This window comes from Pseudomonas sp. F3-2, assembly GCF_038804275.1.
GTDB lineage: Bacteria > Pseudomonadota > Gammaproteobacteria > Pseudomonadales > Pseudomonadaceae > Aquipseudomonas.
Genome location: NZ_CP152388.1, coordinates 367,646 through 384,417, shown reverse-complemented (window position 1 = coordinate 384,417; position 16,772 = coordinate 367,646). Strand labels below are relative to the sequence as shown.

Genomic DNA, 16,772 nt, shown 5'->3' with positions numbered 1-16,772 from the left:
CAGAAAATTCGTGTAATTGAAAACAAAGCCTCTGGCTTCGCTTTTTGAAGATGTTCGCGGTGGTTTCAGCGCCGTAGCGAGCAGGGCCAAGAGCTGACGCAGCTATTGGTCGGTGCAGCAGGCCCTGGAGCCGCCCACGTTATTCGCCCCAGACGTCGCCCAGGATGCGTACCCAGTTCTCGCCCATGATCTTGCGCACAACGCGCTCCGAGTGGCCGCGCTTGAGCAGGGTTTCGGTCAAGTTAGGGAACTCGCCGACGGTGCGGATGCCCAGCGGGTTGATGATCTTGCCGAAGTTGGTCAGACGGCGGGCGTAGCCCTTGTCGTGAGTCAGGTACTCGAAGAACTCCTGACCGTGGCCTTGGGTGAAGTCAGTGCCAATGCCAATGGCGTCTTCGCCGACGATGTTCATCACGTACTCGATGGCTTCGGCGTAATCGTCGATCGTCGAATCGATGCCCTTGGCCAGGAACGGCGCGAACATGGTCACACCGACAAATCCGCCATGATCGGCAATGAATTTCAACTCGGCGTCGGATTTGTTGCGTGGGTGCTCTTTGAGGCCCGAAGGCAGGCAGTGGGAGTAGGTCACTGGCTTCTTCGATTCGAGAATCACTTCCTCAGAGGTTTTGGAACCCACGTGGGACAGGTCGCACATGACGCCGACGCGGTTCATTTCCGCGACGATTTCGCGGCCAAAGCCCGACAGGCCGCCGTCGCGCTCATAGCAACCGGTGCCGACAAGGTTCTGGGTGTTGTAGCACATCTGCACAATGCCCACGCCCAACTGCTTGAAGATCTCGACGTAACCGATCTGGTCTTCGAAAGCGTGCGCGTTCTGGAAGCCGAACAGGATGCCGGTCTTGCCCAGCTCCTTGGCCTTGCGGATGTCGGCGGTATTACGCACCTGGATCACCAGATCGCTGTTCTCACGGATCAACTTCTGGCTGGAAGCGATGCTGTTGACGGTCTGCTGAAAACCCTCCCACACCGAAACGGTACAGTTGGCCATGGTCAGGCCACCCTTACGCATGTCCTCGAACAGCTCACGGTTCCATTTGGCGATGATCAGCCCGTCAATAACGATGCTGTCGGCGTGTAATTCGGCTGGGCTCATCAGGCTGTCCCCTTTAGGTTAATCACGCGCCGGAACGTCTGCCGGCGCTTTGGGGCCAGCATAAGCCTGAGGGTCGGAGGAGCCGGGTGCAAAAACGACAGGGGAATTGCCGAAAGCGTCAAGAAACGACAAAGGCTGACGGCCAGCTTCTGCGGGCTGCGTTTGATAACTGTTCTTTGCCTCGCGCTTGGGCGAGAATTCGATGCATCACTGAATCGGGAAGCTCCAATGAAGACGATTTTTCTGGCTTTGGCTCTATTCGCGACAGGCGCACAGGCGGCGGCCAATCCTGATGCGACTCCTTGCGACGGCGTGGATGAAGACAAGCAGACGCTGGAATGCTCGGTGTACAGCCGCGACACGGCGGCGAAGTTGCTGGATGAGAACTTCCAGAATCTGCTGGAACGCGTGAATACGCAGTACGGCGCAAACAAAGCCGAGGCCAATGACTTCATCACCAAGCTGAAAACGGCTCAGGACGCCTGGAAGAAACTCCGGGACGCCGACTGCGCCGTTGAGGTGTTCCCCGCCAAACCGGGCAGCAAGGAATTCAACATTGGTCAGAACGACTGCCTGGCGCGCACCAGCGATGAGCGCTCGGAGTACGTTGAAAGCCTCCTGCAGCCTGAATGACCGTTTAATGCGCTACCCTGACGCCCTTCACCAGCTCAAGGTAAGCACATGAACATCTGCGGCGTAGAAATCAAAGGCAGCGAAGCCATCTTCGCTGTCGCCACTCGCGCGTCTGGCGCCCTCGAACATCTGCCACTGGCGACTAAAAAGATCGCGCTGGAAGACGACGACGAAGCTGGCAACGTCAAAGCCTTCGCGCGTCAGATCGAGACATTCGTGCGGGACAACGGCATCGCTCACATCGCGATCAAGAAGCGCAGCAAGAAAGGCGAATTCGCCGGCGGCCCGACCACGTTCAAGATCGAGACCGTCTTCCAGTTGCTGGAAGACTGCGACGTCACGCTGCTGTCGCCACAAACGATCAACGCCCAGATGAAGAAGCACAGCTTTGAACTGCCATCCGCGCTGAACAAGTATCAGCATGAGGCGTACAAGGCCGCGTGTTCCGCGTTGATGAAGGGCGCTAAATAGCCTGCAAATATCGATGGCAACTGTTGGAAATCAAGCCGTCTGGCGAGTGTCTCTGCGCTGCCTGATCCAGTCGCCAAACGCCTTGTCTTCCAGCGCATACGCCCCGCGACTCGACTTCCAGACCAGTTCCTTGTCCCGCAATGAGTCAATCGCGGCCTGAATGGTTTGCGTGCCGGGCACCACGTCACTGCCCAACGTTTCCAGCGCTTTGCCGACCGCCAGCACCGTCACATCGGCGAAAGGCGCGAAGGGCTGATTGTCGTGAGCCCGGTCAGCCATGACTTCCAGCACCGCGCGTTGAGGCAGGGTCAGTGCGTTGTAGGCGCTCTCGAACTCCTCCCATACGCCCGCGCGCAGCAGTTCGGCGCTGTTACGAAGCAGATCGCCTAGATTTTCGGCCTCGCCGAGTTCCAGCGCGACATCGCCGATGATAGTGCGCAGCATTTCCGGACGACGCCCGACCAGATCGAAGGCGGCATCGATGTCAGCTGCGGAAAACTGGTTGGTCTGCGCCAGATGGCTGTTCAGATGAGCCGTGTATGCCCTCGTGAAGTCCTTCCCCAGTAAAGGGAACGGCGTAATGCTCGATCCGTAAAACGGCTGGTTTTTGTTCAGTACCAGATGCGCCAGCTTGTCGCGATTGGACCCGGTCAGCACCAGCCGCAGGCCGCCAATACCACGATCCTGCCCCTGATTGAGTTCGTCCCGCGCCGCTTTCAGCGCGAACATCGCATTGATGCCCGCCGGGCTGGTGAGCGCGTGCTGCGCCTCATCGATGATCAGCACGATCATTTTTTGCGCCGCGCGGTGCAGCAACTCCAGTGCCTGGGTGAGCGTTGCGTCTGCCGGCAGTTGCGGCGTGGAGAAATCCCACGACAGCGTGCGCAAGAAATTGAGCTTCTCGACACCCGCTGACTTGGCGAGTTTGCGAATGCCTTTCTCGAATGGCGCCAGAGCGGCCGCGACCGCGCCCCTGATCAGCTCGGCGGGATCTTTGTCTCGGTCCGCCCATAAGTCGACGTACACCGGCAGCCAGCCCTGCTCGACGCATCGCGGCACCAAATCCTCGCGCAGAAAGGTGCTTTTGCCTGTGCGCCGAGGCGCGGCCAGGAACAGACCGGATGAATAGTCGTGCAGCCCTTCTCCGATCAGGCCCTGCGCGATCGTGAGCGCAAGGCTGTCGCGTCTGAACACAAAGCCGGCGCGCTTGGTCATGGTTTATACCCGATTATGGCAAGAACTATAATTTATGGTAGCGAGTATAAATCACAATAATCGACCGTCAAACGACCTTCGGCTCCCTCGCGACGCGCCCGCGATCCTCTCTTGGGCACATCACGAATCGCGCCTTGTAGCTTCGGGTGAAATAGGAAGGCGACTCGAACCCGCAGGCGATGCTCACCTCCAGCACGCTCATGTCGCTCTGGCGCAGCAGTTGCCGCGCTTTCTCCAGGCGCAGGCCCAGATAGAAGTTGCTCGGCGTGTCGTTCAGATGCAGACGGAACAGCCGCTCCAGTTGTCGGCGCGTCACCTGAATCCCATCGGCGAGCTCCAGTGTGCTGAGCGGCGGCTCGGTGTTCTGCTCCATGACCCCGATCACCTGCACCAGCTTCTTGTTGTTGATGCCATATCGCGTGGCGATCTGCATGCGCTGGTGGTCCTTGCGCTGCCGAATACGACCAAGCACAAACTGTTCTGACACCTTGATTGCCAGATCCGGGCCGTGGGCCTGGGCGATGAGGTCGAGCATCAGGTCGATCGACGCGGTGCCTCCTGCCGAACTGATGCGGCGCCGGTCGATTTCGAACAATTCCTGAGTCGCTTGCAAATGCGGGTAGGTTTCCTTGAACGCGTCGAGCGCTTCCCAGTGCAGTGTCAGCCGATAGCCTTCCAGCAGACCGGCTTCGGCAAGCACGAAGCTGCCCGTATCAATGGCGCCGAGCGTCACGCCTTCCAGATCGAGGCGACGCAGCCAGTGCTCGAGTGTGGAGGTGTAAAACTTCAGGGGATCGACGCTGCCCATGACGCACAGCGTCGCGCCCTTCTTGAGCGGCTCCAGCGCGGCATCGGCGTTGACCGACATGCCATTGCTGGCGATCACCGGCCCGCCGTCGATGCTCAGGATGTGCCAGCGATACAGCTCGCCACCAAAGCGATTGGCAACCCGCAACGGCTCCAGCGCCGAAACGAACCCCATCATGGAGAAGCCGGGCATGAGCAAAAAGTAGAAATCCTGGGACATCGTTAGCGCGTTCCTTGGGGATTTTTGGCGAGCAAAACCACTGCAGAAGCGCGCTTGCCCGCGATTGCGGTGTGTCAGTCATTGAACCGGTGCAGGCACACGTAATCGCGGGCAAGCGCGCTCCTATCGTTCTGATCCCGTATGAGATACGCCTGTTCAGAGAACGAGGCAACAGCACAGGTCGCTGCTGTGCAAGAGCTTGTCGCCGCTGTGCGTTTGGAGGCGCTTTGGCGTGCGTAGCTTTGCACCTCAAAAGCGGGTGGCAAAAGCCCGCATCAAACGCCCTGGCCTGCAAGGAACCCCACACATGAATCACGACGTCATCATCACCTGCGCACTCACCGGTGCTGGCGACACGACCGGGAAGAGCCATCTGGTCCCGATCACGCCGAAACAGATCGCTGCTGCCGCGGTTGAAGCCGCCAAGGCCGGCGCGACCGTTGTGCATTGCCACGTGCGGGATCCGCAGACCGGCAAGTTCAGCCGCGACGTCGAACTGTATCGCGAGACCATGGACCGCATCCGTGAGGCCGATATCGACATCATCGTCAACCTCACGGCGGGCATGGGCGGCGACCTCGAAATCGGCCCGGGCGAGCGGCCTACCGACTTCGGCCCTAACACCGATCTGGTCGGCCCGCTGACCCGCCTGGCGCACGTTGAGGCGCTGCTGCCGGAAATCTGCACGCTGGATTGCGGCACGCTCAACTTCGGCGACGGCGACACGATTTACGTCTCGACGCCTGCGCAACTGCGCGCGGGCGCCAAGCGCATTCAAGAGCTGGGCGTGAAGGCCGAACTGGAAATCTTCGACACCGGCCATCTGTGGTTCGCCAAGCAGATGATGAAGGAAGGCCTGCTCGACAACCCGTTGTTCCAGCTGTGCCTGGGCATTCCGTGGGGTGCACCGGCTGACACCACGACCATGAAAGCGATGGTCGATAACCTGCCGGCCGATGTGGTCTGGGCCGGATTCGGTATTGGCCGCATGCAGATGCCGATGGCGGCGCAAGCGGTGCTGCTGGGTGGCAACGTGCGTGTCGGTCTGGAAGACAACATCTGGCTGGACAAAGGCGTGCTCGCCAGCAACGGCGCACTGGTCGAACGCGCCAGCGAAATCCTCAGCCGCATGGGTGCGCGGGTCATGACCCCGGCAGAAGGTCGCGTGAAGATGGGCCTGAAAAAGCGCTTCTGACCTGACACCTGTTTCCGCTGTACGCGCGTGGCTTGCCCCGCGATCGGCCGGGTATCGGTCGTAAAACCGACAAACCCTGTGCATCAGACAGATCGTGTTCGCCGGATTGCTGCCTCTTCGCGGCAGATCGCGGGACAAGCCACGCTCCTACAGTGTTCTGCGAACTTCCTTTGAGTAAATGACATGACTTTCATCACCGAAATCAAAACCTTCGCCGCGCTGGGTAGCGGTGTCATCGGCAGCGGCTGGGTGTCGCGCGCATTGGCACACGGCCTTGACGTCGTGGCCTGGGACCCGGCGCCTGGCGCGGAAGCGGCGCTCCGTAAACGCGTCGCCAATGCCTGGCCTGCGCTGGACCAAAAGGGCCTGGCCGCCGGCGCCTCGCAGGATCGCCTGCGTTTCGTGCCAACGATCGAAGAGTGCGTACGCGACGCAGACTTCATTCAAGAAAGCGCCCCGGAGCGTCTGGACCTCAAGCTCGACCTGCACAGCAAGATCAGCGCCGCCGCCAAGCCCAACGCCATCATCGGTTCCAGCACGTCGGGCCTGCTGCCTTCGGAATTCTACGAAAGCGCTGCTCACCCGGAACGTTGCGTCGTCGGCCACCCGTTCAATCCGGTGTATCTGCTGCCACTGGTTGAAGTGGTGGGCGGCAAGAACACGGCCCCTGAAGCGATCGAAGCGGCCATCAAAGTCTATGAGTCGCTGGGCATGCGACCGCTTCACGTGCGCAAGGAAGTCCCGGGGTTCATTGCCGACCGACTGCTCGAAGCGCTGTGGCGCGAAGCACTGCATCTGGTCAACGACGGCGTGGCTACGACGGGCGAGATCGACGATGCAATACGTTTCGGCGCAGGGTTGCGGTGGTCCTTCATGGGCACGTTCCTGACGTACACCCTGGCGGGCGGCGATGCCGGCATGCGTCATTTCATGGCGCAGTTCGGCCCGGCGCTGCAGTTGCCGTGGACGTACCTGCCGGCGCCGGAGCTGACCGACAAGCTGATCGACGATGTCGTCGACGGCACCAGCGATCAGCTCGGCAGCCACAGCATCTCGGCGCTGGAGCGCTATCGCGACGATTGCCTGCTGGCGGTGCTGGATGCGGTGAAGAAAACCAAGGAAAAACACGGTATGGCGTTTGAGGACTGAACATCCAGCATCTCTGCGTCTGAACTGACGCCTTCGTGAGCCAGTTCACTCCCACAGAGCGGTGGTGTGTCGGGTCGATAGGCCCCTGCGAACCTGCTGTGAGAATGAGCTTGCTCACGAACAGGCCGGCACTGGCGCCACATCTCCAGCGACTGAGCCACCGATTCGCGAGCTCGCTCCCACAAGGTGGCCGGTCTGGAACGCCACAGTCAACGCTGGACCTGTGAGAATGAGCTTGCTCACGAACAGGCCCGTACTGGCACCACATCTCCAGCGCTTGAACCACCGATTCGCGAGCGAGCTCGCTCCCACGAGGTGGCCGGTCTGGAACGCCACAGTTAACGCTGGACCTGTGGGAGTGAGCTTGCTCACGAACAGGCCGGTTCATCCAACCAAATGTCAGGTCCAGGAAACTCTATGCCCGCCTTGATCACCTACAAGACCCCGATCCTCCAGGATTGGGTCGACTACAACGGCCATCTTCGCGATGCGTTCTATCTGCTGATCTTCAGCTTCGCCACAGACGCGTTCATGGATCGCATCGGCCTTGCCAGTGACGATCGGGATGCGAGCGGTCACTCATTGTTCACCTTGGAAGCCCACGTCAATTATCTGCACGAGGTGAAGCTGGGCGAACCGGTGGAAGTGCGTACGCAGATCATCGGGTACGATCGCAAGCGAGTGCAGCTTTACCACGGTCTTTACAAAGCGGACGGAGATGTCGAGCTGGCAGCAAGCGAGCAGATGCTGCTGCATGTGGATCTGGCCGGCGGGCCGAAGTCGGCGCCGTTCAGCGAACAGTCGCTGGAAGCCTTGCGCCAGCTCAGCGAAGCGCAACACGACCAACCGGCGCCGGTCTACGTGGGCCGTGTAATCAGTTTACCGCGCAAAGCATGATGTGTCGGGCAAACCTGTGGGAGTGAGCCAACTGTCTGTACCGCCCCTTCAATCAACGGCGTAATACCCGACGCGTTCCCGGTTAAAGCCGGTTCTACGGAAAGCTTGCAGCGTCTGTAGGACCGGCTTCAGCCGGGAAGAGGCCGGTGCATGGTGTGAAGGTGGTTGGAATCAGCCTTCATCCGATGGCGGCCCCGAGCAAGCTCACTCCCACAATGATTTCAGTCCGGACTAGAAAAGCCACCCACAAAAAAGCCCGCATCGCTGCGGGCTTTTTCTTGCCGATAAACCGATCAAATAATGATCAGTTCACCTTGGCGTTCAGTTCGCCTTTGGCGTAACGCTCGAACATTTTCTCCAGGGAGATCGGCTTGATCTTCGAGGCATTGCCAGCGGTGCCGAATGCTTCATAACGCGCGATACACACGTCACGCATGGCCGATACGGTTTTGGCCAGGTACTTACGCGGGTCGAATTCGCTCGGGTTTTTCGCCATGAATTCGCGAATGGCGCCAGTCGATGCCAGACGCAGGTCGGTGTCGATGTTGACCTTGCGAACGCCGTGCTTGATGCCTTCAACAATTTCTTCGACCGGCACACCGTAGGTTTCTTTGATGTCGCCGCCGAATTCGTTGATGATTTTCAGCCATTCCTGAGGAACGGAAGAAGAACCGTGCATCACCAGGTGGGTGTTGGGGATGCGTTTGTGGATCTCTTTGATGCGCTCGATCGCCAGGATGTCGCCGGTAGGCGGCTTGGTGAACTTGTAAGCGCCGTGGCTGGTGCCGATGGCGATGGCCAGCGCGTCGACCTGAGTCTTCTTGACAAAGTCGGCTGCTTCTTCCGGATCGGTAAGCATCTGGCTGTGATCGAGTTGACCTTCGGCACCGACGCCGTCTTCTTCACCGGCCATGCCGGTTTCCAGCGAACCCAGAACACCCAGCTCACCTTCTACCGAAACACCGCAGGCGTGAGCCATGGCGACAGTTTCCTGGGTGACGCGCACGTTGTACTCGTAGTCGGCCGGGCTCTTGCCGTCTTCGCGCAGGGAACCGTCCATCATGACAGAGCTGAAGCCCAGTTGGATGGAACGCTGGCAGATGGCAGGGCTGGTGCCGTGGTCCTGGTGCATGACCACCGGGATGTGCGGGAATTCTTCGATTGCAGCCAGGATCAGGTGACGCAGAAACGGGGCGCCTGCGTATTTGCGCGCACCGGCGGAGGCCTGAACGATCACCGGAGAATCGGTCTTGTCGGCCGCTTCCATAATGGCGCGCATTTGTTCCAGGTTATTCACGTTGAATGCAGGGACGCCGTAACCGAATTCGGCTGCGTGGTCCAACATCTGGCGCATGCTGATAAGTGCCATTGTCTGTCTCTCTCCCGGTAGGGTCGTTAATCGTGCGTGCCAGCCGTATCGGCGGCTATTCAAATTATAGGGGCGTATCGCTCAGTCACCGCCCGGTGTTGCATCGCTGGAAACCACTCAGCCCCTCAAGGCGCCTTGCAGCCTCGACCGATCAAATCGTTGGTAGCGTCCCAGTAGACCAGGCCTTCGCTACCTTTGTTGTCAAACGCCAGTACGCCGTTGCTGTAGAGCGCGCCCGACGCACCGGGCGCCGCTTGCAGACGGAATACCTGTTCGCTCTGATTGAGTCGGACATCGACCTCTTTCTTCGCGGCATCGGCGTAACGCCAGTAAATCTCGGCCTTGCTGTCACAGACCCAGTGGGTCCAGGGAGCCGCCGGTTCCGACGCTTTCATGCTGGCACAACCGCCCAGCAGCATCAGTGTCGCAAGGGCAATCAAGCCTTTCATCACCACTCCTGGATCCCCTGCAAAGCGTGGCATGTGCCGGTCGCTTCGATGCCAGGGGCAGTTCTGTTTCAGATGTTCCCGCACACGGTCAGTTCACGTTCAGCGGCAGGCCACAGGCCCGACCGCCGGCATGAACTCGTATTTTTCCCAGACTTCCGGTCCGCCGCGCTTGTAGACGATCGGTACGGTTTCAGCCTGCCAGCCCGCTTGATAGCAGCTGACCTGAAGCAGCTCGGGCGCGCCGGATGGCGCGGCCTGGGCGTCAGGCTTGCTTGCGCAGCCGACCAGCAAACCCGCCATGATCAACAGCGGTAATGGCTTGACCATTTCTCTCCCCTTCACTCACCCAGGCCGAAAAATCAAGCCTTGGCGCGTTGTTCCAGAACTTCCACGGCAGGCAAAACCTTGCCCTCGACGAACTCGAGGAACGCACCACCGCCTGTGGAAATGTAGGAGATTTTCTCGCCCACACCGTATTTGTCGATTGCAGCCAGAGTGTCGCCGCCACCGGCAATGGAAAATGCCGGGCTTTCAGCGATGGCCTCGGCCAGCACCTTCGTGCCGTTGCCGAACTGGTCGAACTCGAACACGCCGACAGGACCGTTCCACAGGATAGTCTTGGAAGATTTCAACAACTCGGCAAAATGGGCCGCAGTTTTCGGGCCAATGTCGAGAATCATGTCGTCGTCGGCCACGTCTGCGATCAGCTTGACGGTGGCCTCTGCATCTTGAGCGAAGGCCTTGGCAACCACGACGTCGACCGGCAGCGGCACGCTGACCTTGGCGGCGATGGCTTTGGCAGTGTCCAGCAGATCCGGCTCATAGAGCGACTTGCCGACTTTGTGACCCGCCGCCGCGAGGAATGTGTTTGCAATGCCGCCGCCAACGATCAGTTGATCGCACTTGGTGCTCAGGCTGTTGAGCACATCGAGTTTGGTGGAGACTTTGGAGCCCGCGACGATTGCGGCCATCGGCTTGGCCGGGTTGCCCAGGGCCTTGCCCAGCGCGTCGAGCTCGGCAGCCAGCAAAGGACCGGCAGCGGCGACCTTGGCGAATTTCGCGACGCCGTGGGTTGATCCCTCGGCGCGGTGAGCCGTACCGAAGGCGTCCATCACGAAGACGTCGCACAGCGCGGCGTATTTCTGCGCCAGCTCGTCAGCGTTCTTTTTCTCACCCTTGTTGAAGCGCACGTTTTCGAACAGGACGATGTCGCCCGCCTTCACGTCCACGCCATCCAGGTATTCGGCCACCAGCGGCACGTCACGGCCCAGCGCGTTGCTGAGGTAATCGGCTACAGGTTTAAGGCTGTTTTCTGCGGAGAATTCACCTTCGGTCGGACGACCCAGATGCGAGCAGACCATGACGGCAGCGCCCTTTTCCAGCGCCAGCTTGATGGTCGGCAGCGAAGCAAGAATGCGTGCATCGCTGGTGACGACACCGTCCTTGACCGGCACGTTGAGGTCTTCGCGGATCAGTACACGCTTACCTTGCAGATCGAGGTCGGTCATCTTCAACACGGTCATGAGGCGTTCCCTGTTTTTACTGTTGTTTATGGATGCTTTGCAGAAAGTGGTCGGCGACATCCAGCATTCGATTGGCAAAACCCCATTCGTTGTCGAACCAGGCCAGAACGTTCACCAGTCGAGGGCCGGAAACCCGGGTCTGGCTGGCATCGATGATGGCCGAATGAGGGTCATGATTGAAATCACAGCTGGCGTGCGGCAGCTCGGTGTAAGCCAACAATCCCTTGAGCGGGCCGCTGGTCGCGGCCTGGCGCAGGATGTGGTTGATTTCCACCGCGTTGGTATCACGCGCGACCTGCAGCGTGATGTCCAGGCACGAAACATTCACCGTCGGCACACGAACTGCTTTGGCCTGAATTCGGCCCGCAAGTTCCGGAAGCAGGCGCTCAATGCCTCGCGCCAGACCAGTGGACACCGGAATGATCGACTGGAAAGCCGAGCGCGTGCGGCGCAAATCCTCGTGATGATAGGCGTCAATCACAGGCTGGTCGTTCATCGCCGAATGGATCGTGGTAATCGTGACGTATTCGAGCCCCAGTTCGCGATCCAGCAAATCCAGCAACGGCACGCTGCAGTTGGTGGTGCAGGACGCAGCCGACACCAGCAGTTCGTCGCCGGTCAGCTTTTGCTGATTGATGCCGTAGACGATCGTGGCGTCGACGTCGGCCTCGCTCGCCATCGGCTGAGAAAACAGCACGCGAGGCGCTCGGGCGGACAGGAATCGTTCGCCGTCGGCACGCGTGTGATAGACGCCGGAGCACTCGAGCACCAGATCGACGTCAAGCGAACCCCAGTCGATGCCTTCCGGCGTCGCGCTGCGGAATACTTTGATGACGTGATCGTTGATGTGCAGAAAATCGCCTTCAACCCGCACGTCTCCGGGAAACCGGCCGTGGGTCGAGTCAAAGCGCGTCAGGTATTCGAGGCTGGCCATGTCGGCCAGGTCGTTGATCGCCACCACTTCGAAGCCAGCCTTCGCACCTCGTTCGCACAACGCGCGCAGCACGCAGCGGCCGATACGGCCATAACCATTGAGGGCGACTTTGTAGGGGCGTGGCTGAGGCATGGGGGTTCTCGGTTTTGAATGACACAAAGAACCTGTAGGAGCGAGGCTTGTCCCGCGATCTGCCGGGAACCGGCAGCAACCCGGCGAATAGGTTGTATCAGGCACAACCGGGTCGCATGAGGTTGCTGCCACTCCGTGGCAGATCGCGGGACAAGCCACGCTCCTACAGAGAGCGCGCAGGCTACTTAGTCTTCCAGCAGCTCTTCGGCCGTGGAGATGATGTTCTCCAGCGTGAAACCAAACTCTTCGAACAGCAGGTTGGCGGGCGCCGACTCGCCGAACGTGGTCATGCCGATGACGCGGCCTTCCAGACCGACATACTTGTACCAGTAGTCAGCATGGGCGGCTTCGATGGCGATGCGCGCGCTGACTTCCAGCGGCAGCACCGACTGCTTGTACAGCGCATCCTGAGCTTCGAACACGCTGGTGCATGGCATGGACACCACGCGCACGTTCTTGCCTTCGGCAGTCAGCTTGTCGAATGCCTGCACCGCCAGACCGACTTCGGAGCCGGTCGCGATCAGGATCAGGTCCGGCTCGCCATTGCAGTCTCGCAGCACGTAGCCACCACGGTTGATGTTCTCCAGTTGCAGTGCGTCGCGCGACTGATGCTGCAGGTTCTGGCGGGAGAAGATCAGCGCCGAAGGACCGTCGTCACGCTCGATTGCGTGTTTCCAGGCCACTGCCGACTCAACGGCATCGGCTGGACGCCAGGTGTCCAGGTTCGGGGTGGAACGCAGGCTGGTCAGTTGCTCGATCGGCTGGTGAGTCGGGCCGTCTTCGCCCAGACCGATGGAGTCGTGGGTGAACACATAAATGACGCGCTTCTTCATCAGCGAGGACATGCGCACGGCGTTGCGCGCGTATTCCATGAAGATCAGGAAGGTCGCGCCGTACGGCACGAAACCGCCATGCAGGGCGATGCCGTTCATGATCGCGCCCATGCCGAACTCACGCACGCCGTAGTGCAAGTAGTTACCGTCGGCTTCCTCGCCCGTGATGCTCTTGCAACCTTTCCAGATGGTCAGGTTGGAGCCGGCCAGGTCAGCCGAACCGCCCAGGAACTCCGGCAACAGCGGGCCGAAATTGCTCAGCGCATTCTGGCTCGCCTTGCGGCTGGCGATGGTTTCGCCCTTAGCGTTGACTTCAGCCACGTAGGCGGCGGACTTTTCAGCGAAGTCAGCTGGCAGTTCGCCACTCATGCGACGGATCAGCTCGTTGGCCAGTTCCGGGAATTGCGCAGAGTAAGCCGCGAAACGCTGGTCCCACTCGGCTTCGGCGGCCAGGCCCTTCTCTTTGGCGTTCCACTCTTTGTAGATGTCGTCCGGGATTTCGAAAGGACCGTGCGTCCACTTCAGTGCGGCGCGGGTCAGGGCGATTTCGTCGTTGCCCAGCGGAGCGCCGTGGCACTCTTCCTTGCCCTGTTTGTTCGGCGAACCGAAACCGATAGTGGTCTTGCAGCAGATCAGCGTCGGCTTGTCGCTCTTGCGAGCGGTGTCGATGGCAGTCTTGATCTCGTCGGCGTCATGGCCGTCGACATTGCGGATCACCAGCCAGCCGTAGGATTCGAAACGCTTGGGCGTGTCATCGGTGAACCAGCCTTCGACTTCGCCGTCGATGGAGATGCCGTTGTCGTCGTAGAACGCAATCAGCTTGTTCAGACGCAGCGTGCCCGCCAGCGAAGCGACTTCGTGGGAGATACCTTCCATCATGCAGCCATCACCCATGAACACGTAGGTGTGGTGATCGACGATGTCGTGGCCTGGGCGGTTGAACTGTGCAGCCAGGGTTTTCTCGGCGACAGCAAAACCGACAGCGTTGGCGAAACCCTGACCCAGCGGGCCGGTGGTGGTTTCAACGCCCGGCGTATAGCCGTATTCAGGGTGACCCGGCGTGCGGCTGTGCAGTTGACGGAAATTTTTCAGGTCGTCGATCGACAGGTCGTAGCCGGTCAGGTGCAGCAGCGAGTAGATCAGCATCGAGCCGTGGCCGTTGGACAGGATGAAACGGTCACGGTCGGCGAACAGCGGGTTGCTCGGGTTGTGCTTCAGATAATCGCGCCACAGGACTTCAGCGATATCCGCCATGCCCATCGGGGCTCCTGGGTGGCCGCTGTTGGCCTTTTGCACGGCATCCATGCTGAGGGCACGAATGGCATTGGCACGCTCACGACGGCTAGGCATCGCTGATCTCCTGGGGCAGAAAGAAGTGGGATCTGAAAAAGGCGGCCATTTTCCCTCAGGCACTGTCCGGGGGCAATGACAGATGCAGTCTGATGCGCGATTTTCCTGCGTTGTGGCCGTTTTCATGTGGCATGACTGCTCTCTTTCCTGCGCAAACACCGGCAACGTGGCGAACTGCCGCCGCCACCCATCGACCAATATCAAAACTTTTTGATATTGGTGTTGCAGCCAGCCCGAGCGATAACTAGACTGCCTGCCTTATGAATTTACGCGTGCCCGCCATTAGCCATGACCAAAGCGACGAGCTGGCTGCCTTGTGCAAGGCCGGCGGTGATCCGCTGCGTCTGAACGTGCTGCGCGCGCTGTCCAACGACTCGTTCGGCGTGCTGGAGCTTGCGCAGATATTCGCGATCGGTCAGTCGGGCATGAGCCATCACCTTAAAGTCCTTGCTCAGGCGGATCTGGTGGCCACGCGGCGTGAAGGCAACGCGATTTTCTACCGACGCGCTTTGCCTCACACGGCCCAGATCGGCGGCAAGCTGCACGCAGCGCTGCTGGAGGAAGTCGACGGTCTGACGCTGCCTGACGACGTGCAAGGCCGGATCGGCCTGGTGCATCGTCAACGCGCCAACGCCAGTCAGGACTTTTTCGCGCGCACCGCTGAGAAATTTCGTGCACAGCAGGACCTGATCGCAGGACTGCCGCAGTACCGCGACAGCCTGCTGTCGCTGCTGGACAAACTCAGCTTTCCTGCCGGTGCCACAGCCGTGGAAGTCGGTCCCGGTGATGGCGGTTTTCTGCCTGATCTGGCGCAGCGCTTTGGCCATGTCACCGGCCTCGACAACAGCCCGGCCATGCTCGAACTGGCCCGCGGGATCTGTGAGCAAAAGGCGCTGGGTAACGTCGAGCTGAAACTGGCCGATGCATTGGCCGACGCTAACGTTCAGGGCGACTGTGTCGTCTTGAATATGGTGCTTCACCATTTTGCCGCGCCTGCTGAAGCGCTCAAACAACTGGCCAACCTGTTGCAACCGGGCGGTAGTCTGCTCGTGACAGAGTTGTGCAGCCATGACCAGAGCTGGGCCAAGGAGGCCTGTGGCGATCTCTGGTTAGGTTTCGAACAGGAAGATCTGGCCCGTTGGGCCATCGCTGCGGGGCTGGTCCCCGGGGAAAGCCTCTATGTAGGCTTACGTAATGGTTTCCAGATCCAGGTTCGCCATTTTCAGCGACCGGCTGGCGACACTCACCATCGGTAATACTCAGGAAAACCGTCGAGATGAGCGAATACTCCCTTTTCACCTCCGAGTCCGTGTCCGAAGGGCATCCGGACAAAATCGCCGACCAGATCTCCGATGCGGTGCTGGACGCCATCATTGCTCAGGACAAGCACGCTCGCGTTGCCGTTGAGACCCTGGTCAAAACCGGTGTTGCCATCGTTGCTGGCGAAGTGACCACCAGCGCGTGGGTCGACCTGGAGCAGATCGTTCGTGACGTGATCAGCGACATCGGCTACACCAGCTCCGACGTCGGTTTCGACGGCGCCACTTGCGGCGTGATGAACATCATCGGCAAGCAGTCTCCTGACATCAACCAAGGCGTCGACCGTGCCAAGCCTGAAGATCAGGGCGCCGGCGACCAAGGTCTGATGTTCGGCTACGCCAGCAACGAAACCGCTGCCCTGATGCCAGCGCCTATCGCGTTCTCGCACCAACTGGTACACCGTCAGGCCGAAGCCCGCAAATCGGGCCTGCTGCCTTGGCTGCGTCCAGACGCAAAATCCCAGGTGACCTGCCGTTACGAGAACGGCATCGTCGTCGGCATCGACGCGGTGGTGCTGTCGACCCAGCACAATCCTGAAGTGTCCTACACCGACCTGCGTGAAGGCGTGATGGAGCTGATCGTCAAGCACGTGCTGCCCGCTGAACTGCTGCACAAAGACACTCAGTTCCACATCAACCCGACTGGCCAGTTCATCATCGGGGGCCCGGTCGGCGACTGCGGCCTGACCGGTCGCAAGATCATCGTCGACAGCTACGGCGGCATGGCCCGTCACGGCGGTGGCGCATTCTCCGGTAAAGACCCATCGAAGGTTGACCGTTCGGCCGCCTACGCCGGTCGTTATGTCGCCAAGAACATCGTCGCTGCGGGCCTGGCCGAGCGTTGCGAGATCCAGGTGTCCTACGCCATCGGCGTCGCCCAACCGACTTCGATCTCGCTGAACACCTTCGGCACCGGCAAGATCAGCGATGACAAGATCATCAAACTGGTCCGCGAGCACTTCGACCTGCGTCCATACGCGATCACCACCATGCTCGACCTGCTGCACCCGATGTATCAGGAAACCGCAGCCTACGGCCACTTCGGCCGCACGCCGCAAACCAAGACCGTGGGCGACGACACTTTCACCACGTTCACCTGGGAAAAAACCGACCGCGCCGACGCCCTGCGCGCTGCAGCCGGTCTGTAATACCCATCGGG

At 60.2% G+C, this 16,772-nt stretch carries 16 protein-coding genes; 7 read left to right on the top strand and 9 right to left on the bottom strand.

The genetic code is table 11. From position 1 onward, the window contains the following. Positions 1–139: 139 nt before the first annotated feature. Entirely contained in the window at positions 140–1,117 is a 978-nt protein-coding gene (locus AAGQ88_RS01700) for a dipeptidase (protein WP_065991250.1), read from the bottom strand. Between the two features lie 228 nt (positions 1,118–1,345). On the opposite strand from AAGQ88_RS01700, the gene AAGQ88_RS01695 reads away from it, so the two are divergent. Both AAGQ88_RS01695 and AAGQ88_RS01690 read left to right on the top strand, forming a co-directional pair. After that, entirely contained in the window at positions 1,346–1,750 is a 405-nt protein-coding gene (locus tag AAGQ88_RS01695) for a lysozyme inhibitor LprI family protein (RefSeq protein WP_342654281.1), read from the top strand. Positions 1,751–1,798: 48 nt separating this feature from the next. Next, the gene (locus AAGQ88_RS01690) at positions 1,799–2,221 is read left to right on the top strand and encodes a DUF3010 family protein (RefSeq protein WP_342654280.1); all 423 of its coding nucleotides are present in this window, start codon (positions 1,799–1,801) and stop codon (positions 2,219–2,221) included. A gap of 30 nt (positions 2,222–2,251) precedes the next feature. On the opposite strand, the gene AAGQ88_RS01685 is transcribed toward AAGQ88_RS01690, so the two are convergent. Both AAGQ88_RS01685 and AAGQ88_RS01680 read right to left on the bottom strand, forming a co-directional pair. Continuing rightward, a complete protein-coding gene (locus AAGQ88_RS01685; protein WP_342654279.1) occupies positions 2,252–3,436 on the bottom strand; it encodes a hypothetical protein in 1,185 nt (394 codons plus the stop codon). 67 nt (positions 3,437–3,503) lie between these two features. Beyond that, entirely contained in the window at positions 3,504–4,463 is a 960-nt protein-coding gene (locus AAGQ88_RS01680) for a GlxA family transcriptional regulator (protein ID WP_285426442.1), read from the bottom strand. Positions 4,464–4,770: 307 nt separating this feature from the next. On the opposite strand from AAGQ88_RS01680, the gene AAGQ88_RS01675 reads away from it, so the two are divergent. From AAGQ88_RS01675 to AAGQ88_RS01665, 3 genes are all read left to right on the top strand, one after another. Next, positions 4,771–5,658 (top strand): 3-keto-5-aminohexanoate cleavage protein, encoded by an 888-nt coding sequence (locus AAGQ88_RS01675; RefSeq protein ID WP_062385377.1) that lies wholly within the window; start codon positions 4,771–4,773, stop codon positions 5,656–5,658. Between the two features lie 183 nt (positions 5,659–5,841). After that, the gene (locus AAGQ88_RS01670) at positions 5,842–6,807 is read left to right on the top strand and encodes an L-carnitine dehydrogenase (protein WP_342654278.1); all 966 of its coding nucleotides are present in this window, start codon (positions 5,842–5,844) and stop codon (positions 6,805–6,807) included. A 417-nt stretch (positions 6,808–7,224) separates the two neighbouring features. Continuing rightward, positions 7,225–7,704: a thioesterase family protein gene (locus tag AAGQ88_RS01665; protein ID WP_342654277.1), complete on the top strand. Its 480-nt coding sequence runs from the start codon at positions 7,225–7,227 to the stop codon at positions 7,702–7,704. 304 nt (positions 7,705–8,008) lie between these two features. Here AAGQ88_RS01665 and fba read toward each other — a convergent pair whose 3' ends face one another. The 6 genes from fba to tkt form a co-directional block, all read right to left on the bottom strand. Further along, positions 8,009–9,073 carry a class II fructose-bisphosphate aldolase gene (fba, locus tag AAGQ88_RS01660; protein ID WP_093468420.1) on the bottom strand — a complete coding sequence of 355 codons (1,065 nt, stop codon included), beginning with the start codon at positions 9,071–9,073 and terminating at the stop codon, positions 8,009–8,011. 125 nt (positions 9,074–9,198) lie between these two features. Next, positions 9,199–9,522, bottom strand: a complete 324-nt coding sequence (locus AAGQ88_RS01655) for an MliC family protein (RefSeq protein ID WP_093468417.1) — start codon at positions 9,520–9,522, stop codon at positions 9,199–9,201. A gap of 99 nt (positions 9,523–9,621) precedes the next feature. Beyond that, positions 9,622–9,849: a hypothetical protein gene (locus AAGQ88_RS01650; protein ID WP_285426643.1), complete on the bottom strand. Its 228-nt coding sequence runs from the start codon at positions 9,847–9,849 to the stop codon at positions 9,622–9,624. Positions 9,850–9,881: 32 nt separating this feature from the next. Then, on the bottom strand, positions 9,882–11,045 hold the full coding sequence (locus tag AAGQ88_RS01645) for a phosphoglycerate kinase (RefSeq protein WP_342654276.1): 1,164 nt from the start codon (positions 11,043–11,045) through the stop codon (positions 9,882–9,884). 16 nt (positions 11,046–11,061) lie between these two features. After that, entirely contained in the window at positions 11,062–12,111 is a 1,050-nt protein-coding gene (gene epd / locus AAGQ88_RS01640) for an erythrose-4-phosphate dehydrogenase (protein ID WP_342654275.1), read from the bottom strand. Between the two features lie 185 nt (positions 12,112–12,296). Then, complete coding sequence (gene tkt, locus AAGQ88_RS01635; protein ID WP_342654274.1) at positions 12,297–14,294, bottom strand: transketolase; 1,998 nt, start codon at positions 14,292–14,294, stop codon at positions 12,297–12,299. Between the two features lie 260 nt (positions 14,295–14,554). Here tkt and AAGQ88_RS01630 point away from each other — a divergent pair, with 260 nt between their 5' ends. Further along, the gene (locus AAGQ88_RS01630; protein WP_342654273.1) at positions 14,555–15,550 is read left to right on the top strand and encodes a metalloregulator ArsR/SmtB family transcription factor; all 996 of its coding nucleotides are present in this window, start codon (positions 14,555–14,557) and stop codon (positions 15,548–15,550) included. Positions 15,551–15,570: 20 nt separating this feature from the next. After that, on the top strand, positions 15,571–16,761 hold the full coding sequence (gene metK, locus AAGQ88_RS01625; RefSeq protein ID WP_093468403.1) for a methionine adenosyltransferase: 1,191 nt from the start codon (positions 15,571–15,573) through the stop codon (positions 16,759–16,761). Positions 16,762–16,772: the final 11 nt, after the last annotated feature.